The organism is Chitinophaga sp. 9-1-y (genome assembly GCF_059511905.2).
This window is the reverse complement of sequence record NZ_CM197955.1, coordinates 5,007,340-5,029,219: the sequence shown is the minus strand read 5'-3', so window position 1 is coordinate 5,029,219 and position 21,880 is coordinate 5,007,340. Positions and strand designations below refer to the sequence as shown.

Below are 21,880 nucleotides of genomic sequence, written 5' to 3'. Positions count from 1 at the left end.
CCCTGTCTGTCACCCGGAAGCCTGGAACGAGCTGTAGCCAAAGATCACAGCAGCCTTATGCTTTATTTATCCCTGTCATCTAAGAAAATCAATAACGTCATGAAACGCATTTTTTTATTCGTGTTAGTCATTACTTCATTTTCCGCTACCGCCCAGAAAGCTCCGCCTGTAGCGGATATTATCGATCAGTTTTATCATCATCCGGAGCATATTATGGTTACTGCTCACCGGGCTGCGCATACCAAATACCCGGAAAACTCTCTGGCAGCCATACAGGAGGCTATCAGGCAGGGGATTGATATCGTGGAAATTGATGTACGGGAAACAAAAGACCATGTGCTGATTATCATGCACGATGAAAAAATTACCCGCACTACGGGCAAGCCTGGTAAAACAACCGATTATACTTACCAGGAGTTGCAGCAATTTCCTTTGTTGTTTAACGGGCAGCCTACCGGGGAAAAGATTCCTACGTTTGAGCAAGTGCTGCAGCTCACCAAGGGAAAAATTATGGTAGACATCGACTTTAAAGCAGATAGCCTGTCCACCGCCAAACAAACGGTTGATATGATCGCGAAGCATAAAATGGAGCAACAGGTATTATTCTTCATTTATGAGCATCCTTTTGCCACACAATTGTTGCAATGGAATCCGAAATTACCGGTGATGCCCCGGGCGCATAGTATCGCAGAAATACATGAGATAGAACAGATGGGCAAGTTCCCGGTGATTCATATCGACGATGATTTTTACACCGATTCGACTATGCAACGTGTGGCCAACAGCGGTACCCGGATATGGATCAACACCCTGGGAGATTATGATAAAATGGAAGCGAAGCAGGCTGATAGCGGGTTTGATCAACGCCTGAAAGATGCTAAGTATGCCAATGCTATCCAGACAGATTATCCGGAAAAGCTATTGGCATACCTGCGTAAGAAAGGCCTGCACAAATAGTTATTCGGCGGGGTAATATTGTTTTAACCAACTGATTACTTTCGCAAATACATCCATGGAGGCTGTTAACCCCATCCCATGCTTTTCTGTTGGATAAAGTTCCAATTGCGTAGGGATATTGAGCGAGGTTAGTTTTTCATGTAGCTTTTTTGCCTGGCTTACATCCACCAGTGGATCTTGTCCGCCATGAAACAGAATAGTAGGTACGCCGTTGGCTTTGGTAAGTTGATAATACGGACTCGCATCAAATGCAATTTTGGCGGCCGGATCTGGCTCCCCCAGTAGTCGTGCTACTTTTTCATCTGCATCTTTATTTTCCTGCCTTACTTTTTTATCGGTGAAATCTGTTGGCCCCCATAAGTCGACCACCGTTTTAACCTGGCGTAAACTATCACAGGCGTAGGCATATTGCATAGCCAGGTAAGCGCCGGCGCTACCACCTATCAGGGCAAACTGGTTGCCATCGAATTGCAGTTTTTTGGATTTGGAAGATATGAACGCCAGTGCTTTTTTTACATCGTCCAGTTGGGCGGGGTAAATGTTTTGGTTGTCCCGGATCAGGCGATAGTTCATGGACACAACGCCGTAGTGCAACTTGCCGGCCAGTTCTTCGATGAGCTGTTTGGGAAATTCTTTTTTATCGCCACCGGTCCAGCCGCCGCCATGCAGGTACACGATGATTTTTGTGCTGGCAGTATGGTTTTCCGGCAGATAAGCATCCAGGGTGTTATCCTCTCCGGCTTCACCATAAGGTACATTACGCATCGTGATATAGTTGGCGCTGCTGGCTACTGCCGGCAGGGCCGTACCATTGTTGCCATCCCGGAGATTATTTTTTTTCAGGTAGCTGACAAGTGCATCCGGATGATCACTTTGCATGCCTTGTACTCCTTTGCTTAATACAGCGTTCCAACTGGCGGGGCCTTCCGACGGCATTTGTGCATCGAGCCATACCGCTACGCCGTGTTGCCGGGTTACGGCCAGCATAGCACTGTCGGTTACGTTGTCGAGTACCCCGATGGCGATGTTGTCGAGGAGGTAGTTGAGTTGGGCTGCGGTGGTTACTTCGTCCGGTACGCTGGTCATCAGGGGAACTTGTGGCGCCGTTGTTCTCCAGGGTTTATATTGTTCTTTGCTGTTGAGATATACCACTACTTGTTTCTCCATGCCGGCTGCCTGTATTTGTTTCCAGGTTTCGACTACGTCGGCATCTTTGAAGTCGAGGTAGATGTTGAGTTTCCCTTTGCAGGCGCGCAGGGCTTCCGCGAAAGTAGGTACGCGATAATCTTTCCCGTCTTTGCTATTGACTTTTAGCTGTTTGATTGCTGCCCATGTCAGGTCTGCTACTTTCCCTTTTCCGTTGGTCATGCGATCTACGGTGCCGTCGTGCATGAGTACCAGTTGTCCGTCTTTGGTGGTGCGGAGGTCCAGCTCTGCATAGTCGGCGCCGCATTGAATGGTGGCGGCAATGGCGGCTACGGTGTTTTCCGGCATGTCTACGTGGTTGCCTCGATGGGCTACTACCACGAATTTATTTTTGGTAGCTGGCAGCGGCGCTGTCTGTTGTGCAATAGCGGTATGCATCAACAAACAGGCGCCGGCAAAAATGAATATACACTTCCTCATCATTACAATATCTTTTTAGTATCGGTCACGAATACACGGGTACTGACAGAATAGGTCCCCCCGGTAGGATTAGTATATTGAAGATCTACGTAAAAGGCGCGGTAGCCGCTGGCAGGTAATGGTGTGTTTACTTTTACGGTCGATTTATGTGCTTGTCCCAGGCTTTGCGACGACCATTTTTCATTGCGGAAATCCAGGTCGGTAGAGTTGGCGGTCCACAGGATCACATCTACCAGTTGATCAGCAGTAGCTTTGGCCGTGAGCTTTACTTTTCCGCGACGGGTGCTGGTTGTCCAGCTACAGGCGGGATACGCCTGTTGGGTGAGGGTGTTGCCGAAGAAAGCGCTGAGTCCTTCAAAAGCATGTTTTTTATCACCCAGGTTATGTCCGGCATTGGGCGTGTAGTTGAGCATGTTTTTACCCGGGATGCTATCGAGATAATTTTTAACATTGTCTACTACCCAATATTCATCATTGGTGCCCATGAAAATCATTTTAGGCATGGTGAGCAGCTGACGATAGGAGTAAGGATCTATCATGGTGTTGATCGCTTGTCCGCCTTCGGTGTGGGCTGCCTGTGGGATGCCCAGTTTCACGTAGTCTTCAATCTGAATGCTGTATTCTTTCCATGTTTTGATTTGATAGTCGAGGCTCACCGGCATGTTCAGTACATCAATTACCATGGGTGCAATGGCGGCTACACGGTTGTCGTTGGCGCCGGTCAGCCAGGTGGTCCAGCCACGTTTGGAAGCGCCGGATACCACGAAGCGGTTTACGTTTTGCGACAGCTTTTCTTTGGAGAACGCCTGTACAACATCCATGGCACGTACGGCGCTTTTCACCATGGGAAACAGCAGTGGCCAGGTAAAGTCGCCATCTTCCTTAAACTGGTGCAGTGTGTAAGATATCAGGGCATCTTCTGTCAGGTTTTTAAAGAGCGGCTGATTGGGTGTTTGTCTGAGTACAGCGGTAATCGCTTTGTTGGTGTTGGCTACAGCGGCAATTTGCTGATACAGTTCGTCCGTAGGGCCGTTCCAGTTAGGAAGACCATTTTTAACGGAGCCACCGGTAATAAACAAGAGGGCGCCATCGTAGCTCACATTGGCCGGTACAAAGATAGCGAGTTGGTGTGTCCAGGTATATTCCCGCCATTTCTGCGAGGTGAGTAAAATGCTGTAGCATTTTACCTGGTTGATATTGAAAGAGTCTTTCAGCTCATAATGGAAAGAAGCATCTCCGTTGTTCAGGTAGCTTTTCAGTGCGGTGGCAGGTGAAGCGGTTTGCTGTGCAAACGCGGTCGCCAGGAAAAGCAGGTTGACAAATAATGCGGTGGTTGTTTTCAGAAAGCGTTGTTTCATATGCGGACGAGTGATTTATAGTAAGATAAAAAATGTTTTACCAGGGTTTGCCGGTGCCTTGAATAATCCAGGGCTTGGACCAGGGACTGTTTTGCGGACCATTGGCCCCAAAAGCAGATTGAGCGGTTACTTCCAGCCGTTTCATGGCTTCGGTAACATTGGCTTTATTCAGGTTCCTTTCATCCAGCATGTAGTACAGTCGTACCGGTAATACCGGTGCTTTGGCATATGGGCCGGCATGTAAGTTCGGATAGCCGGTACGTTTATAATCGGCCCAGGCCTCTGTGGCAGCTGTCCAGCTGGCGATCCATTTCTGCGTAATAATCTGTTCCTGTGTATTATTGAATTTCACATTCGGTTGTGCCAGGTAAGCAGCCAAACTACCACCCACGCCCCAGGTGCTAAAGGAAGCTTGTATGCCTGCTTTATAATGGGTTTCTGCATCGCCGGCAGCCCAGCCTTTGATACCGGCCGCTTCGGCCAGGATGAAATGTACTTCGGCGGCAGAGATCAACCGGGCTTTCAGCAAGGGGCCTTTGGCTTGTTTGTAGATGTCGTTGAGCCAGGAGACATGCGGATTCCGGGAGGCCTGTGCGGCATCCGGACTTAAATTATACACCGCAGGGCCGGGGATTGCAGGCGGAATACCTACATAGTTTACGTCCTGGTTGATGTCGTTCAGGGTAAGCCCTTTTGATGCCAGTACATCGGGAGAAATGTATCTCACCTTCCTGTTTTCGCCGTTTACTACGGTATCCACGGCTTTATATACGTTACCGGTGCCGGGAGGTTTGGTATCATCTACCACCAGGAAGCATTGTACTTTATTGGCCCATACGCCCAATCGCGGATCGTGTAATGATTCCAGGGAAGTAACGAAGGTGCTGCACATTTTCAGGCGGCGGTAGTTGCTGCTGTCGCTGTCGTATATGGCGTTGGCAGGCCAGGAGTCGGCGTTGCTGTTGCCCGGAAACGACATGGTGGCATCGTCGGCAGCATCCGTGATGATAGGATACTGCGTTGGGTTGCCGGCAATTTTTTCAATACCTGCTTTAGCGATGGCCGGCAGCTTCTCTGACAAGCGCATGTAATAGCGTAATGCGAGAGAATTAGCCATTTTACGCCATTTTGTGGGGTCGCCCTGGTAGTATACGTCAACGGCATCAATGGGGGCCGGATAAGCGCTCTTAGGCTTGGAAAGTAAGGTGTTGGCTTTTTCCAGGTCAGCGAGTATGCCGGTGTAAATATCCTGTTGCGGATCGTATACCGGTGTGGTGGCCGGCGGACCGTCTTGCCCTTTTAAAGCCTGTGAATACGGTGCATCTCCCCACAGATCAGTGATCAGTCCAAACATCATAGATTTCATCACCAATGATACGCCCTGTTGTAATTCATTTTGCAAAGCAACGGCGCGCGTATATACCAGCTGGTTGTTGCGCAGGATGTCGTAATAGCTGGTCCAACTGTTGCTGCCGCCCCAGTCGTATTCATTGTGCGTACTGGTCCAGCCATCTTTCTGGGTATGCTGCATAACGCCGGCCATGTCCTGGTAGCCCAGGGTAACGATCTCGATACCTGCCTGCGTTAATACGGTGGACAATACCAGGTTAGGATTGATGGTAGCGGGATTGGAGCCATTGGGGTTCTCGTTCAATTTCATCAGGTCCTTCTTACACGAAGTCATAGAAGTCCCTAACAACCCAAGGCAAAGTATCATTGATTTAGTAACTGTTTTCATGTTGCTGAGTTAAATGAGCTCTTAAAAAGTAACGTTCAGTTTAGCGCCCATGGGAATAGACCAGGGAGTGACATTGTATCTTTCAATGCCCTGCATGAACTGCATACCTGACCCCTGTACCGTAGTAGAAGGCTGATAGGCATTTTCCGGATCAATACCAATTTTAGCGGCTGTCCACAGGATGATGTTTCTGCTGTAGATGGACACGCTGGCATTCTGTACTTTAATACCGGAGAGTAACCGTTTGGGCAGTTCATACGAAAGCGATACTTCCCGCAGTTTCAGGTAAGACGCCGGGAACAGGAACGCTCTTGTGAAAGACCAGGCAGTGCTGCCTGCATAAGGAAGGGTAGTGGTACCGCTACCTCCCAGGTTTTCGATATAGCCGGTAGGGTTACCATTGGCATCATATCCTTTGGCCCTTACGCCGGGAATAAATACACCGCCATAAGGCAGTACATACGGACCATACGCAAATCCGTAACCGTTATATTCCGGCGTAGGACCACCCACCAATGGAAACTTATTGCCGCTGGGAATAATCAGTTCATCCTGGTGACTCACGAGATAGTCTCTGAGTTCCTGTCCTTTCATGTTACCGGGGTTGGTAAGTTTATCGAGGAATAGTTGGGAGTTACCTTTTTCTTCTCCATAACGGTAAGTCTGGGAAACGAAGTCGCCGCCATTCCTCCAGTCGAAGGTCATGCTGAGGGTAAAGTTTTTATAGCTGATGCTGGTCTGCAATCCCATGATGAAGTTGGGGTTGAAATTGCCGATTTTGTTGCGGGCATTCGTAGCATCCAGGCTTTGCCATTTGCCGGTATTATCCAGTAGCGGATAGCCATAATAGGGAGATGATTTATCGGTAACGGTGACCAGTTGCGCATCATAAATATCGCCGATGTCTTCCCCTACGTACGTCCATGCACCGCCTTTACCTTCCTGCCAGAGGGTGTAGTAAGGCAGGTCATCGGGCAGGGAAATGATTTTAGTTCTGTTGCGGGTAAAGTTCATGTTCACATCCCATCTCCAGTTTTTTTGTTGTATCGGTGTACCACCCAGGGTTAATTCTATTCCGCGACTTCTCAGCAAACCTGCGTTAATATTACGGGAGGAGAAACCAGATGACGGCGCTGTTTTAGGGCTGAAGATCTGGTTTTTATTTTCTACCACGTAATAGGTAGCGGCAAAGCGGAGGCTATTTTTGAACAGGTTGATATCGGCGCCTCCTTCGTAAGAGGTAGCGATTTCCGGCTTCAGGAAAGGATTGAGCAGATTGCCGGAAGTAGATAACCGCGGAATATTACCCCAGGCGCCCGCATCGTAGAGGGTAGCAAGCAACTGGTAAGGAGAGGCGTCGTTACCTACCTGCGCAGCGCCGGCTCTTAGTTTAATCAGGTTAATGTTGTCGGAGGTCAGGTGTGCCATTTCATTTACGAGCAGGCTGAGGGAGGCTGCCGGATAAAAATAGGCCGCTGCATTTGGCAGGGTGCTGGACCAATCGGTACGACCTGTTACATCCAGGTATGCCATGCCTTTGTAACCCACGTTTAACATGCCGTAGATGCTGTTGACCCCTTTTTCAAACATAGTGCTGTTATAGTTCAGGTTTTGCGGGGCAATGTTCTGAATCGTATATACACCCGGTGTATTTAAGCCGGTACCATCTTTGGTAGAAGTGGTGATATTTTTGCCGGTTTGATAACGTTTGTTACCTCCTGCAGAAACGGAAAAATCGAAGTCGCCAATATCTTTCTTGTAAGTCAGCAACACATCTATATTGCGTTCGAAGTTGCTGAGATTGATGATGCCGTAAGCACCGCCGGGATTGTTGAGATAGCTGTTGGCAATTTTAGTTTCTCTTTTTTCATTGTAGGTATCCAATGAATACCGCGCCATGAAGCTGAGTGATGGCAGTATTTTCCAGTCGGCCCGGATGTTACCGAACACGCGATCTCTCACAAATCCGTTCTTTACTTCGTACGCCAGGAAGTAAGGGTTGTTGAATACGCCGTTAGCCTGGGTGCGTTGTTGCAGGCCTTCTTGTCCAGGCATCCAGTAATTTCTCAGGTCGCGCACATCGATGTGTGGAGAAATAGAGTATACTGCCTGTAAGGGATTGGCGCCTCTGTCGCCTGCCGGGCGGTTATTGGAGTTGGTACGGCTGAAGTCAATGTTGGTACTGAAGCTCAGCTTTGAATTGGCTTGTAAGCTGGAGTTCAGGTTCAATGCGTTTTTAAACAGGTCGGTGTTAGGGATGATACCTTTGCTGGTCATGTTGGCATAACCAACCCGGTAAGCAATTTTTTCATTGTTGTTGGCCAGGGAAACAGCGGTGGTGGTGGTCATGCCGGTGTTCACAAAATTCTTCACATTGTTTTTATGCGATACCAGCGGCATGGGGATTGGTTTGCCGTTCTGATCTTTTGGACTGTTCCATTGTACTTCTTCATAACCCATATCCAATTCGGCGCCGAAGGTGGCATCAATATTTTCAGAGATAATGGTACCAAAAGGGTTGGTCAGCATATTACCGCTGCGTGATACCGGGATACCGGAAAACTGCCCGGAGCCGAATTTGGTTTGCCATTTCAGGAATTTGTAGGGAATATCAAATACCGTATTTACGGAAGCGTTCACGGTAGCGCGGTTTACTTTTTTACCGGTTTTAGTGGTGATAAGTACTACGCCGTTGCCTGCGCGGGAGCCGTACAATGCTGCTGCACTGGGGCCTTTCAGGATGGTTACGCTTTCGATGTTGTCGGGATTGATATCTGAGATCGCGTTACCATAATCTACTTTATTATCTTGTCCGATCTGGCTAACGTTATTTACGGTGTTGGCCAGTGGCACGCCATCTACTACGAAGAGCGGTTGGTTATCGCTGCTGAGGGAAGTGGCGCCGCGGATGATCATGCTAACGGAGGAGCCTGGCCCGCCTGTGGAGTTGATGGTCACCCCGGCTACTTTACCGGACATGGAGTTCAGGAGGTTTTCCTGTGTGACGCGGTTAAATTCTTTTCCGCCGAGTTCTTCTACAGAGTAGCCCAGCGCTTTCTTTTCTCTTTTAATGCCGAGGGCGGTAACGAGTACCTGTTCCAGCTCTTCCACTTTTTTTTTCATGACAACCGACAACGATAATTTGCTGGAATCATTTATCGTATAGCCTTTGAGGGTATCTGTAGTATAGCCGGCATAATTAAAGATAAAGCGGTAAGGGCCGCCAGCGGGCAGTTTCGGGAAAGTGAAGATACCTTTTTCATTAGTCAGGGTATTGGCTAATACCTGGTTATCTGTATTTTCTACTCTTACCATTACCCGCGCCAGCACTTCGTTGTTCGCGTTTTTGATAATGCCGATGGCAGCAGGATGTGTATTTTGTGCCAACAGGCTGCCTATGCATAACTGCGATAACAGGAGCAGCCAAATCGTTTTGGTGGGACGATCTTTTCGGGATTGTCGGATGTTTACACGCATAAATATTTCATTTTTAGGCAAAAGGAATCACGGGCAGCCTTTTCAGGCTGCAATTAGTTACTGTTTAAGATGATTATATCCGGCTTACGGTGTTACGTAAATAACATTGTTTGTTTGCTTCATCGTCAGGTTGTTTAACGTGGCGATGGTAGACAGAAAATCGCTCAGGGATTCTTTGCTACTATCGAATGTTCCGGTAAAGCTCATATCCGCGAGCGTACCTTCCTGGTATTGAATGGTGAGGTGATATTTCTCCGACATCAACCTGAAAATATTAGTCAGCGGTTCATTGCTGAAAGTAAATATTTCCTTTTCCGGCTTCGCGATCACCTGTTTCGTGGGAGTGTTGACGGGTTTATTGACTAAGGCCGTCATTTTAATGGGATCAAAAACAAGGTCTTGTCCTGGTAGCAGGTAAGTGGTTTTAAGCCCTTTGCTGTTGCCGGAATGGGCTGCCTGCACTTTTACCTTGCCGCTGATCAGTTGCACGCGTATAGGTTCTTTTGCGGCATTCCAGGCGGTTACTTTGAAAACGGTTCCCAATGCGGTAGTGGCCAGGTTGCCTGCCTGCACGGTAAATGGTTTGTTTTTGTCGGGTGCCACATTGAATTTGGCTTCTCCCGATAAAAATATTTCACGGCCGGTAACGGCAAAAGAAGACAGGTACTTTAACTGGCTACCGGGCGCCAGTTCTGCCGTGCTGCCGTCTTTCAAACGGAGCGACATTATTTTCCGCGTATGATTGACCTGTTGTACAAACGTATCCGGTGCAGCAACAGACTGCGGAACAGGTGTGGCGGCAGCTAATGGTGCTACCGGCTGTTGATGGTAGCGGCTCCATACAAAACCGGTAAGGGCAGCACCCAGTACAGCGGCGGCTATCCATTTGTAATAAATGGTTTTTACCTTTTTCTTTTCCCAGGTACGACTTTCAATAACGTCCAGCATTTTGTCGGAAACGTTGGTTGGTAAAGTTTGGTCTGGATGAAAAGAATGCCAGCTCTCTTCTGTTAACCAGGGTTGCAGCGCTTCCGGATGCTCCGCGAAATAAGCGGTGACAGCCTGCTTTTCTGCCTCGTTACATTCTCCCCGGAAAAACTTTTCAAGTAATGTTGCTGGATGCTTCATATGTAGTATTCGTTTGAAAACAGTAAATCCCTCACTGCTTAACAATAAGTAAATATTGGGGAAGAAAAAAGGATCAGCAAAACCAGGCAACGATGGCTGGTAATAACAATAACAGGGAGTCTTTCAGCTGGCGTATAGCACGTACAATGTGATTTTCAACTGTTTTGGGAGAGATGGATAACTGTTTGGCGATCTCTTTATGTGGAAGTCCTTCAAAGCGGCTTAGTTTAAAAACATTTCTCCTGATGGGAGATAATTGTTCTATGCTATTATATACCCGCGTTAATTCTTCTTTCACGGTAAGGTCTGTTTCCATGTGCCAGTCGGGTGTTTCCCGGATCATTGATTCGGTATGGCGGTTCCTGACCTGTTGTTTACGCAGCAGATCCGTCATCACACTTTTGGCTATACGGAAAAGCTGTGCAGAGATATTATAATTTGTTGATAGTTTCTCTCTTTTTTCCCAAAGTAATATGAAAGATAGCTGTACTGTCTCTTCCGACAGGTAAGCAGAGTGTGTACATTTCAATACGTAGAAATAGAGCTTTGTATGATATTGTTGATATATCATTTTGAAACGCTCAATATTTCCATTCTTTATATCCTGTACGATACTTTCCATAATGATCGCAAATATCTAATGGACCTAAACAAGATACAAGGAATTACTGATTATATTATTGTTATTTTGGCCGCTCCTTATTTCTTCAGTTTCAATACTAACGGTGCCGTAGCTACTCCCGGAATGGTCACTGTAATTGATAAATCCAGGGTAGAGTCGCTTACATCCTGAATCCAATGCGGATCGTTGTCGCCTTTCCCGTTGGTGAGTAGAAATACCGCATCGTGTACATCCAGTTTCCAGGTGCCCGCATTGCCGGCAGCAGGTAGTATCAGCTGCGTACAGCCGTTGATGTTGAATTTGCCGTCGGCGCTGAACTGGTAAGTGTTGGTAGTGGTGCAGGTAAACAATGCACCTGCCTGACCCAACAGGGGCGCCAGTTTAATGATGCTGGTGCCGGCGGGGATGTTTTGTCCGCCCAGCTTCACCGGTACGGCAAAAACAATATCCTTTTGCTGCCAGTTCCCAGCTACCAGTCCGTATTTCCCGGATTTGGCCGGGGCAGCATCCTTGTTCTTTTTGCAGGATACCAGCAGCACAACGCCCACTGCCAATAGCGCCAGTACTTTTACAGGGATAGAATTACGCATAACTTTTTAAGTTAAATGATAGGGATGATGAATGATTTGCTACGGAAACCTTTACTATGTATTCGTTTGGAAATGATAAATCCCTCACCTGGTAACAATTAGTTCACATAAGAAGGGTAAGGGACTGTAATGTAAGGTCTAGGGGGTAGGGGTGTAATGGAACCGGATCATGGCATTTTCCGTTTCAGAGGAGGACACGGTGAGTTCATAGCGTTTGTTGCCGGTGAGAATAATCATTTTGGCCGTATTAGGCGGGATATCTCCCAGGTTGTTGGCGTGTAATATGAGTTCCTGTATTTCCGTGCCAGGATCAGCTACCAGTTGCAGTTGTATGGGTTTGGCTGTGAGTTCCTGCCGGTCGGCGATCTTAACGCCATTAAAATAAACGGTAACGGTATCATGGTCAATGGTGCCATAATCGTATAGCTGAATAGCAATAGCCGGGTGGCTGATCTCGTAGGAGCCCTGCAGCCTGTTTTTACGGCGGTTCACCGCAATACTGTCTGCTATAGTGGTAACTGTTACCACGGTGTCTTTCAGCAATTGCCTGCCACCGGGTAAGGTGAGTTGCGCTATTTCGGTATCGGACAACCGCGATAAACGGATGAATCTTTTGCTATGTATTTTGTTGGTATACTTTGAATAAGAGATAATGTTGCCCTGCAAGACAATTTCCCCGTCAATGTCAAACCATTTCAGGTTAAGATCAGCCAGTCGGGGGGTATAGTTTTTGGGTATTACCAGCTGGTTGAATTTCGTTTCTTTAAACAGCCAGTTGTTACCGCTATTGTTATGCTTTCCGGCAATATTAATTTCACCATAGAGGGAGGGTGTTTCGTAAAACCAGGCTTTACCGGTATAGCCGCTATCCGTTGTTTGCAGTTGCATGACATAAATACCATCCTGGCCTGCCCAGCCATCGTAATTAACAGCTGTATAGCCCTTCCAGACGCCTTGCAGATTTTGTGCCTGCAGGGGAAGTGAAAAGAAAAGGAGGATGAATAAAGGTCTGAAGCTGGTTAACATGCGGATAAAGATACATCATTCAGGAATGAACCGGAAGTGTTGCGTGTTGCGGTTGCTGTATCCGCCGGAACAGAAGTCCGCCAATAGCGATGGTGATGACACCTTGCAGTAGCACGGTGTTAGGAGTGCCAATCAGCTGCGACATAGCACCTATCAACAATCCGCCGATGGGCTGCATGCCGAAGAACGCCATCGCATATACGCTGATGACGCGTCCGCGCATAGCAGGGTTCACGGTAGTTTGAATGAGGGTGTTGCTGATAGTAATTTGCGACATCATGCCGAAGCCAGCCAGTGTAGCAAATACCAGCGCAATGGGGTAATAAGTGGAATGTGAAAACAGTACAAGGCCGGCGCCGAAAATCAGGGTATTAATGGCGAGTATTTTCCGCAGGTTTTTTCCGGGTTTTAAGGAGGCCAGGAAAATGGCGCCACAAAAGGCGCCGAGGCCGATCGCACTGTCTATTACGCCGAAGGTAGCAGCACTGCCGTGGAAAATATCTTTGGCATATACCGGCATGAGGGTGGTGTAGGGGAGTACCAGCAAGCTAACAGAGGCCAGGGTGATCAATATCAGGGAAATAGCCGGTGTTTCGCGGATATAGATGAATCCTTCTTTCAGTTCACCGGCCATGTTTTTCGTATGTACTTTAGGGGTATAGGCGGGCAGTTTCATTTGCAGCAGAGAGCCTATCACGGCAATGAAGCTGAGGGCGTTGAGGCCGAAGCAGATGTCTTCTCCGAATTTTTCGAGTGCCAGCCCCGCTAAAGCGGGGCCAATGAGGCGCGAGAGGTTCACCATAGAAGAGTTCAGGGCCAGTGCGTTGGGCAAATCGGCTTTGTCGTCCACCATTTCATATACGAGCGATTGCCGGGCGGGTACATCAAAGGCGTTGATTAATCCGAGGAAAGCGCTGAGCGCAATGACTTCCCATACCGAATAGTGCTGGAAGTAGATGAGGATGGTGAGTGCTACAGCCTGTAGCATGGCGGCTATCTGGGTGGCGAGCAGCAGTTTGAAGCGGTCGTACCGGTCGGCCACTACGCCGCCGGCAAAGGAGAATACAAAGGACGGGAACATGCTGGCGAAGAGGGTAAGGCCCAGCATGAACTTAGAGTGGGTTTGGGCGTATACTACCCAGCTCACGGCAGTTTTCTGCATCCAGGTACCGATCAGGGAAATGGATTGTCCCGTGAAATATAGCCGGTAGTTGCGGCTTTTAAATGCATTGAAGGTGGTAATGTTCATTTTTTGTTGGCACTTTTATTCAAACTCCACCAGCCTGGCTAAAGGCGCCAGTGCTGCTTGCAGGATCGCCTGCTCTTCTTTTGTACATACGGTGGCGATGGCGTTGCTGAGCCATTCATCCCGTTCCCTTCTTACCCTGTCTATCCGTTCTTTGCCGGCGGGCGACAGGGAAATATAAATTTTACGTTTATCGCTCTTGGAAGGTGTCCGGGTAATAAGTTCCAGGGCCGCCAGTTGCAGTAATAGTTGTCCCATGGATTGTGGCGTCATTTTTTCCATGACGGCAAGTTCCGCGGATAGCAGTTGCTGGTGTTGGTCCAGCAGCACCAATACGGAGCGCGCGCTCTGCGACAATGGTTCATTAGCGGGTGATACCTTTCGCAGTTTGCGTACCAGTCGTGCCAGCAGGGGACGGAGTTGTCCGGCCAGTGCATCCTGTTTTTTAGATGGCATAAATAGTAAGGTAAAGTTATAAGTTTACCTTACAAATATACTATTTTTGGCTGAAATGGGAGAGCGGTTTTATTGGAGGCTATTTTTTTCGACTACCACCTTGAATCTTAGGGCCCGGTCATAATCAAACAATATGTCCAGGTAATTCAAAGCAGGATCGGTGACTACATAGTCAAAAGTATAATGGAACCCGTAGCGGTTATAATCGATATATTTTTGTCTGCTGAGTGCAAAGGTATCAAGGACCCATTCCGTCCGGTGTCTTGATTTTTTCACCAGTTTCTTTACTGTGAGATTGCGGGAGATATTAGAGTTGATTTGTATGGTTTCAAGACTTCCTCTATATCTGAAATCAAAGTGAATAGTGTCTCCTTGTTGTGCGTGCACAATGCCGCTGGCAGGAGAGAGGAGTTGCATATCCGGAAGAATACTGCCTTTGTAATATGGATTGGTGGCAAATTTCTCTTTTGTATAGTTGTTTTCAAACACCCATTGCTTGTCTTCCGGATAGTGATTTCTGGCAAGATCATGGAAAGAAGTAAGCCAATAGTACTTATTGAATGATTTTTTGAATGGGTGGAGTTTCCCGTTGTCTTTTTCTCCACAGTGGCCTGCTGCCCAGGTGGCATCCAGGAGGAAGTAGCTGCTATCGAGCCATACCGCATTCCATGCATGATTAACACTGCCGGTGCTACCTACCTGGTAGTATTTTTGTTTGGTATAGCCACTGATCACTTCAGCACGAATACCAGCGATAGTACACATTTTTTTGAATAGTCTTGCGTAGCCGCTGCAAATCGCTTTTCTGCGTTTCAATACCTTGCGGAGGTAATCATTTTCCCAGTCCTGCAGGATGGCGTCACAATTACTTCCTGGGGAGCACTTCGGCACTTTTACACTTTTCCCTTTATTGATAAATTTATAATCGTAGCGGATGTTTTCTGTAATCCAGATAAATATCGCCCTGGTTTTCGCCAACTTATCAGGATAGGCTGCGGTAAGCGTTTTGGTGAGCGCGAAGATATCGCCATGGTACTTCACCGTGCGGGCGATGCTGTCAATTTTTGAATAGTCCATATCAGGTGCAGGGGCCTGGCAGGGCGATAAATACGGTATCAGCAATAACAGCAAAAACAATAAGCTTCCGGGAGGGCGCATACAGGGATATGATGTTCCAGCCCGGAAGTTATTATAATCAGTTCAAATTTGGATGCAGCCGGTGATAATACCACCAGGAAACAATGAGGCTGGCCAGAAAAGTTAAATGCCCGATTTCCAGCAGCACGCTGTCGCCACTGGATAAGTGGGCGATCGTAGCAGATACCAGGGTAATACCGAAGCCGAAGTAAGCAAATTCTTTCACCTTTACCGGCACGAATGGGAGTAGCAAGGCCAGTACGCCCAGTAGTTTGGCAACGGTGAGTTCTATGCGGAACCAGTTGGGCAGGCCGAGATGGGCAAAGGCGGTTTGCATGTCCCGGTTAAAACCGAAGTTAATGGCGCTCCATAACATAACCCCGGCAATGATGCTGGTGGCTATCCAGTATATGATGTTGTCTTTTTTCATGTTAGTTGAATTTAAAAACACTGAGGAAGACGATAATAAGAATGAAGATGATTTGTACCAGGTGATAGTTGTTTAGGCCTGTTTTTACATTTCCCGGAAGTGCCTGATTGGCCAGCACTGCCTGGTTTAACCGGGACCGTTGCCGCTGCCCTATTATTAAGGCGTTGGCAATGACGAGCAGCACCAGTCCGAATTTTATCCGGAACCAGGTTTGCTCTCCGAATACGCCCCGGGTCATGGCCATAATGCCTACACCCGACAAAATAATTACGCCGATGCCTATACGTGCTGTGAGCAGGAATGCGGACATGGCCTGTAATACGGCGGGCGCCTTACCAGCGTCTGCTGCATATTGTTTCCAGAATTGCCGGATACCAATAAAGTCTGCGATAGTAGATCCGGCAAAGAGCAAAAATCCTATCAGGTGTATAACGATGAGACTTTGAAAAAGGGTTTGTGTTGACATGATCGGGATGATTTAAATACTGTGATATCGAAATACTTTATGTAAATGTATATCGGAAATATAGTAAAAACAAAATTTCCGAAGTATTTTTTATATTATTGCTTCGGAAATAATACAACTGTTACATGAATAAAGCCGTAGCGCTGATTACAGCATGGGGCGCTTTCGACGATCATCATCCCGAAAGCAGCCTGGAAGATTTTTGCCGTCACTACCTGGCCAAGGGGAAAGGTGAAGGTAAAGCGCCGGCTGGCGGACGTTTCATGCCTGTCAGCAACGATGGTATCCTGATGCGCAGCATTGGCCGGATCTTTAAGCTGCATACCATTTATACCGTAGCGGCACTGGAAGGCACCGGGATCAACAATATTGATGAGTATGCACTGCTGAACACCGTAGCGCAACTGAATGAACCCCGGAAAACAGAAGCAATTTATGCCGCACTACAGGAACTCTCAACAGGCACCGATAAGCTGAACCGGTTAAAAAAACTGGGCTACCTGACAGAATATGATGATAAGGAAGATAAGCGGTCCAAGCGATTGAAAGTAACGCCGAAGGGGGAGAAAGTGTTGACGATTTGCAGAAAGCGTATCAGCCAGCTGGCGCAAGTTATGTTTCATGATCTTACGGAAGACGACAAGCAATTGGCCTTCCAGCTATTGAGGGGCGTGGAAGAAAAGTTTACGGGCATCTGGCAATCCCATAAGGGAAGCGATTTTGAAGATATTTATAAAGAGATAGTGGGTTAGCTGTTAGCTGTTAGCAAATGCTAAATGCTAAATGCTAACAGCTAATAGCTAATAGCTAATGTATGCTGTAGCATAAAATAACAGAAAACAGGAATTTTTTCATTCTATTTATATTTAGATCATTACAGCCGATAAAGCTAGTAGGTGATGGTGAGGATAACTGTGCAAAAGAGGAAAATGATTTGCGCAATCGGGAAAAAGCGATTGTTCATCTTTGAACAAAGCCGGTATCGAAAATGAACGATGTGGAAGCGAACCGTGTTTGATTACCAATGGGTTACCGCCTGGCACTATATTCGACATCGCTCTGGCTTAATCTTTCAGGTTACTTCATATGCTTACCACCCGCATTAGAATAGTTTTGGATATTTTATTGATCGCCTTCCTGGTGATATTTCCCCACCAGGCTCCTATCCCGTTTTTTGGATATGTACCGATTGTACTGGTTGTTGTTGGGTGGTATTTGAAAATAAATAAACAAACCTGGAGCGATATCGGATTTCGGTTTGCGGACTTCCGATGGCGGGCGCTGTTGCTGGGAGGTGCTATAGGCGCTGTATACAGCGCCTTTGTATTTTTTGTGCTGGGGCCGTTGATACTGAAGGTCACCGGCTGGCCGCCCGCGGATGTTTCGGCTTTCTATTATATCCGGCACAATACCATGGGATACATTATTCTCCTGGTAGTGGCTTCCCTGTTGGTGATTCCTTATGAAGAAATCATATTCAGGGGATTTATTTTTACCAGGATCCGGGAGATGTTGCCTGCCGGGAAATGGAACTTCGCCTGGGGAGGGTTGCTGACCAGTATGCTTTTTGCCCTTTATCATATTCAGGAAGGTGCTGCTGCTATGGTGAATATTTTTATCGGGGCGTTATTTACCATCTGGCTATATCGTGTGTTTAAAGGCAACCTATGGTATCTCATCTTTTTTCATATTGCCTGCGATATTTTTATGCTCACCGCCATCAAGATAGGATATTTGTAATCGAAGGTTTCTTTCTCCCAATGAAAAGTTATATTTACTTATTCAACCAAATCCTATTACATGAGCAACACTGCCACAGAAAGGGCGCGGATGCCGGAAGGCGACAGCAGCGTTTTAGATAGCAGAAGCCTGGCCAATAGCTACGCCACATTAATACCCGTTCTCCGGAAAGGAATGCATGTACTCGATGTTGGTTGTGGCACCGGTGCTATATCTGCCGGTATTGCGGAAGCCGTAGGGCCTACCGGAAGAGTCATTGGGATCGACAGCAGTACACATCTGATTGCCAAGGGGCAGGAAGATCATGCGGGTATGTCACAGTTGACGTTGCTTACCGCCGATTTATTTAGCTATACATCCACCGAAAAATTTGATCTCATTGTTTCCGCCCGCGTGCTGCAATGGTTAAATAATCCGGCCGAAGCATTGCAACATTTGAAATCGCTGCTTCGTCCCGGTGGTATCCTGTCTATACTGGACTACAATCATACGCAGTTGCAGTGGACGCCTGCGCCACCTGCCGCCATGCAACATTTCTATGATGCCTTTCTTCGCTGGCGTGCAGATGCTGGCATGGATAACAATATGGCGGACCATTTGCCGGAAATTTTCACACTACTGGGGTTGCAGCATATCGAAACACTACCGGCCGATGAAGTGTATACCCGGAATCATCCTGCTTTCGCAGAAAAAGCAGGTATCTGGTCTAAGGTAGCAGAATTGCGCGGCCCACAAATGGTGGCTGCCGGCTTTGTGACAGAGGCAGAAAGATTAGCCGCCATCACAGCATATAATCATTGGATAAATACGGCCGCTGAAGAAATGGTGATGAAGCTGAAAGAAGTGAGGGCCACTGTTTGAGAATATATACGGAATCCATCATTACATGAAAACACGCGTTTATTGGCTGGAGCAATTTCCCAGCGGCGCCGCATTGGGCATCATGCCCCGTCCCCGTGGCGACGACTGGCTCGAAGATGACATCCTCAGTTTAAAAAAGCAAGGAGTAGATGTACTGGTTTGCCTGCTGGAACCGTCTGAAATAAGGGAGTTGTCGCTTACTATGGAGCAGGTAACCTGTATCAGGAATGGTATCCGGTTTATTCATTTCCCTTTTCCCGACAGAGAAGTACCGCCAGCCGGATCTTATACAGAAAAATTTCTGCGCACACTGGAAGCGGCTATTGACGAAGGTGAAACCATTTGTATTCATTGCAGAATGGGCATCGGCAGATCCGCGATTATTGCCGGCAGCCTGATGCTCTTAAAAGGCGCCCGCTACGATAACCTGCTCACCAAAATCAGTAAAGCACGTGGCCTGAAAGTACCGGATACGGAAGAACAGGTAGCCTGGTTGAAAAACAGGGGGAGCTAATAACGAACCACCGTATTATCGGTCATCGCTTGTATCAAAAACGGACATATTAAAAAATAAATATTGCTTAATGTGCTGATCCGCATTTTTCCTGATCAATGGCATTATTTTTCCCCGCTTCTCATTAATGATACATACCAATATGATAAGCAACTATTGCAGGATCGCGTGGCGTAACCTTGTCCGCAACAAAACATTTTCTGCCATTAACATCATGGGATTGGCGCTGGGCGTGGCCTGCAGCCTGCTGATGTTATTGTGGGTACAGGACGAACGCGGCATGGATCAGTTTCATGCTCACCACAACTACCTGTACCAGGTGTATCTGCGTCAATCCGCAGATGGTAAAGTAGATGGTGGCTATCTTACACAAGGCCCGCTGGCCGCAGCTTTAAAGAAAGAGGTCCCTGAAGTGGAAGCGGCTACCGGATGGCAGGCCTTTCCTCCCATTACTTTCCAGGCCAATAATAAAGTGGTAAAAATGACGGGTGGCTATGCCAGCGCCGATTTTTTAGGCATGTTCAGCTATCCTCTCCTACAGGGGAGTAAAGATGGCTCCCTGGGCGCACCCGGTACCATCGCCATTTCCCGGCACATGGCGGAGTTATTTTTTGGCAGCCCGGAGAAAGCTATCGGCCAGATCATCCGGTATGAGGATACTACCAGTCTTGCTATCAATGCAGTTGTGGAAGTTCCCGCTACCTCGTCTGTTCAATTTGATTTTATCCGCAGCTGGGACGATTTTGTTGGCGCCAATCCATGGGCAAAAACCTGGGGTAGTACCAGTCCGGCTACGTATATCCAACTCCGTGCCCAGGCAGATCCCCGCAAAGTAGCCGCAAAACTGAAAGATTTTATCTATCAATATCAACCTAAGAATAAGGAATCTTATACCGAACTGGGGCTGCAACGCTACAGTGAAAAGTACCTCCACAGCACTTTCGAAGATGGACACCCCGCCGGCGGCCGCATTGCCTACGTGCGACTCTTCACACTGCTCGCCATTTTTATCCTGCTTATCGCCTGCATTAATTTCATGAACCTGGCCACCGCACATGCTGCCAAAAGAGCCAAAGAAGTTGGGGTGAGAAAAGTGGTAGGCGCCCGCCGTGGTGTACTGATCAGCCAGTTCATCGGGGAAGCCCTGTTGTTGGTATTTGTGGCCACCGGCATTGCCGTATTGATAGCCATCTTATTATTACCTGCATTTAACCAGCTCAGTGGAAAGCAACTATTCATGCCATTTCACCAGGTTACTTTCTGGCTGGCATTATCCGGGTTAATGCTGCTGACAGGCTTCGTGGCAGGTAGCTACCCCGCTTTATTTTTATCGTCACTGGATCCGGCCCGCGTATTGAAAGGCGGTTTGAAATTCAGTACCGGCGCCACACATTTCCGCAAAGGACTCGTGGTGTTTCAATTTACCTTATCCATTGTACTGATAGTAGGGATGATAGTGATTTACCGGCAAATGGATTATATACAAACCAAAAACCTGGGTTACGACCGGCAACATTTACTTTATATTCCACTGGAAGGAGAACTGCTTTCCAAATACCCCGTATTTAAGGAACAGGCGTTGAACATACCAGGTGTACTGGCCGTCACTGAAATGAAGGAATCTCCCACGGTAATTGAGCATCATAAAGGCGGCATCAATTGGGCCGGTAAGGATCCAGGCCAGGAAGTTTCTTTCGCAGATGCGGCCGTAGGATACGACTTCGTAAAAACCATGCACCTGCAATTACTCGATGGCCGCGATTTCTCCCGTGAATATGGCAATGATTCCGGCAGTTATATCCTGAATGAAGCCGCCGTAAAAAGAACCGGCTATACGAACCCGATAGGGCAACCTTTTACACTCGGAAATGTACCCGGAAAAATCATCGGCGTACTGAAAGACTTTCACTTTACTTCCATGCATGAGGCTATCTCACCACTGGTAATACGACTCGACACACATCCGAAATGGGGAACCATCCTGGTACGTACCACTACTGGTAAAAGTAAAACCGTGCTGGCCGGATTGGCGGGTATCTATAAAGATCTGAATCCCAATTTTCCGTTTACTTACCAGTTTTCCGATGAAGAATATACCCGGCTCTATAAGAGTGAACAGCTGGTGAGCCAGTTGTGTAACTACTTTGCGGCACTTGCTATCTTTATTTCCTGCCTGGGATTATTTGGGCTGGCCTTATTTACCGCCGGACAACGCACGAAAGAAATTGGTGTGAGAAAAGTATTAGGAGCTTCTGCGACCAACATCTTCCTGTTACTTTCTTCCAGTTTCCTGCAACCGGTTCTAATAGGTATGGCCATTGCTGTGCCACTGGCCTGGCTGGCCATGAGTCACTGGCTCCAAAATTTCGCCTATAAAATTGACCTGGATTGGTGGATATTTGGTTTGGCGGGTATCGTTACCCTCTTCATAGCCTTGCTCACCGTGAGTTTCCAGAGTGTAAGGGCCGCCGTGATGAATCCTGTAAAAAGTTTGAGAACAGAATAACG

19 protein-coding genes are annotated in these 21,880 nt (G+C 47.5%); 6 read left to right on the top strand and 13 right to left on the bottom strand.

All coding sequences use genetic code 11. From position 1 onward, the window contains the following. Positions 1 to 99: 99 nt before the first annotated feature. A complete protein-coding gene (locus AC5ZC7_RS19745; RefSeq protein ID WP_496157175.1) occupies positions 100 to 957 on the top strand; it encodes a glycerophosphodiester phosphodiesterase family protein in 858 nt (285 codons plus the stop codon). Here the strand turns inward: AC5ZC7_RS19745 and AC5ZC7_RS19740 are convergent, their stop codons facing one another. The 13 genes from AC5ZC7_RS19740 to AC5ZC7_RS19680 form a co-directional block, all read right to left on the bottom strand. After that, entirely contained in the window at positions 958 to 2,586 is a 1,629-nt protein-coding gene (locus AC5ZC7_RS19740) for a glycerophosphodiester phosphodiesterase family protein (RefSeq protein WP_496157176.1), read from the bottom strand. After that, the gene (locus AC5ZC7_RS19735; protein WP_496157177.1) at positions 2,586 to 3,941 is read right to left on the bottom strand and encodes a PhoPQ-activated protein PqaA family protein; all 1,356 of its coding nucleotides are present in this window, start codon (positions 3,939 to 3,941) and stop codon (positions 2,586 to 2,588) included. Before AC5ZC7_RS19735 ends, AC5ZC7_RS19740 begins: the two co-directional genes overlap by 1 nt. Positions 3,942 to 3,978: 37 nt before the next feature. After that, entirely contained in the window at positions 3,979 to 5,679 is a 1,701-nt protein-coding gene (locus AC5ZC7_RS19730; protein ID WP_496157178.1) for a SusD/RagB family nutrient-binding outer membrane lipoprotein, read from the bottom strand. A 21-nt stretch (positions 5,680 to 5,700) separates the two neighbouring features. Continuing rightward, positions 5,701 to 9,156, bottom strand: a complete 3,456-nt coding sequence (locus AC5ZC7_RS19725; RefSeq protein WP_496157179.1) for a SusC/RagA family TonB-linked outer membrane protein — start codon at positions 9,154 to 9,156, stop codon at positions 5,701 to 5,703. A gap of 84 nt (positions 9,157 to 9,240) precedes the next feature. Further along, complete coding sequence (locus AC5ZC7_RS19720; protein ID WP_496157180.1) at positions 9,241 to 10,284, bottom strand: FecR domain-containing protein; 1,044 nt, start codon at positions 10,282 to 10,284, stop codon at positions 9,241 to 9,243. A gap of 73 nt (positions 10,285 to 10,357) precedes the next feature. Beyond that, positions 10,358 to 10,906: an RNA polymerase sigma-70 factor gene (locus AC5ZC7_RS19715; protein WP_496157181.1), complete on the bottom strand. Its 549-nt coding sequence runs from the start codon at positions 10,904 to 10,906 to the stop codon at positions 10,358 to 10,360. Between the two features lie 77 nt (positions 10,907 to 10,983). Further along, positions 10,984 to 11,496 (bottom strand): hypothetical protein, encoded by a 513-nt coding sequence (locus AC5ZC7_RS19710; protein ID WP_496157182.1) that lies wholly within the window; start codon positions 11,494 to 11,496, stop codon positions 10,984 to 10,986. Positions 11,497 to 11,634: 138 nt separating this feature from the next. Next, positions 11,635 to 12,522 (bottom strand): hypothetical protein, encoded by an 888-nt coding sequence (locus AC5ZC7_RS19705; RefSeq protein ID WP_496157183.1) that lies wholly within the window; start codon positions 12,520 to 12,522, stop codon positions 11,635 to 11,637. Positions 12,523 to 12,541: 19 nt separating this feature from the next. Next, complete coding sequence (locus tag AC5ZC7_RS19700) at positions 12,542 to 13,771, bottom strand: MFS transporter (RefSeq protein WP_496157184.1); 1,230 nt, start codon at positions 13,769 to 13,771, stop codon at positions 12,542 to 12,544. Positions 13,772 to 13,786: 15 nt separating this feature from the next. Then, entirely contained in the window at positions 13,787 to 14,224 is a 438-nt protein-coding gene (locus AC5ZC7_RS19695) for a MarR family transcriptional regulator (RefSeq protein ID WP_496157185.1), read from the bottom strand. A 69-nt stretch (positions 14,225 to 14,293) separates the two neighbouring features. Beyond that, positions 14,294 to 15,382, bottom strand: coding sequence for a transglutaminase domain-containing protein (locus AC5ZC7_RS19690; protein ID WP_496157186.1), 1,089 nt, complete (start codon positions 15,380 to 15,382; stop codon positions 14,294 to 14,296). 37 nt (positions 15,383 to 15,419) lie between these two features. After that, on the bottom strand, positions 15,420 to 15,791 hold the full coding sequence (locus AC5ZC7_RS19685) for a DoxX family protein (protein WP_496157187.1): 372 nt from the start codon (positions 15,789 to 15,791) through the stop codon (positions 15,420 to 15,422). A gap of 1 nt (position 15,792) precedes the next feature. Beyond that, positions 15,793 to 16,257: a hypothetical protein gene (locus tag AC5ZC7_RS19680; RefSeq protein WP_496157188.1), complete on the bottom strand. Its 465-nt coding sequence runs from the start codon at positions 16,255 to 16,257 to the stop codon at positions 15,793 to 15,795. A gap of 125 nt (positions 16,258 to 16,382) precedes the next feature. Between AC5ZC7_RS19680 and AC5ZC7_RS19675 the strand changes: the two genes are divergently transcribed. The 5 genes from AC5ZC7_RS19675 (at position 16,383) to AC5ZC7_RS19655 (ending at position 21,878) form a co-directional block, all read left to right on the top strand. Next, positions 16,383 to 17,009: a winged helix DNA-binding protein gene (locus tag AC5ZC7_RS19675; protein ID WP_496157189.1), complete on the top strand. Its 627-nt coding sequence runs from the start codon at positions 16,383 to 16,385 to the stop codon at positions 17,007 to 17,009. A gap of 361 nt (positions 17,010 to 17,370) precedes the next feature. Continuing rightward, positions 17,371 to 17,997: a CPBP family glutamic-type intramembrane protease gene (locus tag AC5ZC7_RS19670; RefSeq protein ID WP_496157190.1), complete on the top strand. Its 627-nt coding sequence runs from the start codon at positions 17,371 to 17,373 to the stop codon at positions 17,995 to 17,997. A 60-nt stretch (positions 17,998 to 18,057) separates the two neighbouring features. Further along, positions 18,058 to 18,858 carry a methyltransferase domain-containing protein gene (locus AC5ZC7_RS19665; RefSeq protein ID WP_496157191.1) on the top strand — a complete coding sequence of 267 codons (801 nt, stop codon included), beginning with the start codon at positions 18,058 to 18,060 and terminating at the stop codon, positions 18,856 to 18,858. Between the two features lie 25 nt (positions 18,859 to 18,883). Beyond that, on the top strand, positions 18,884 to 19,372 hold the full coding sequence (locus tag AC5ZC7_RS19660) for a phosphatase domain-containing putative toxin (RefSeq protein ID WP_496157192.1): 489 nt from the start codon (positions 18,884 to 18,886) through the stop codon (positions 19,370 to 19,372). A gap of 142 nt (positions 19,373 to 19,514) precedes the next feature. Continuing rightward, on the top strand, positions 19,515 to 21,878 hold the full coding sequence (locus AC5ZC7_RS19655; RefSeq protein ID WP_496157193.1) for an ABC transporter permease: 2,364 nt from the start codon (positions 19,515 to 19,517) through the stop codon (positions 21,876 to 21,878). Positions 21,879 to 21,880 lie beyond the last annotated feature (2 nt).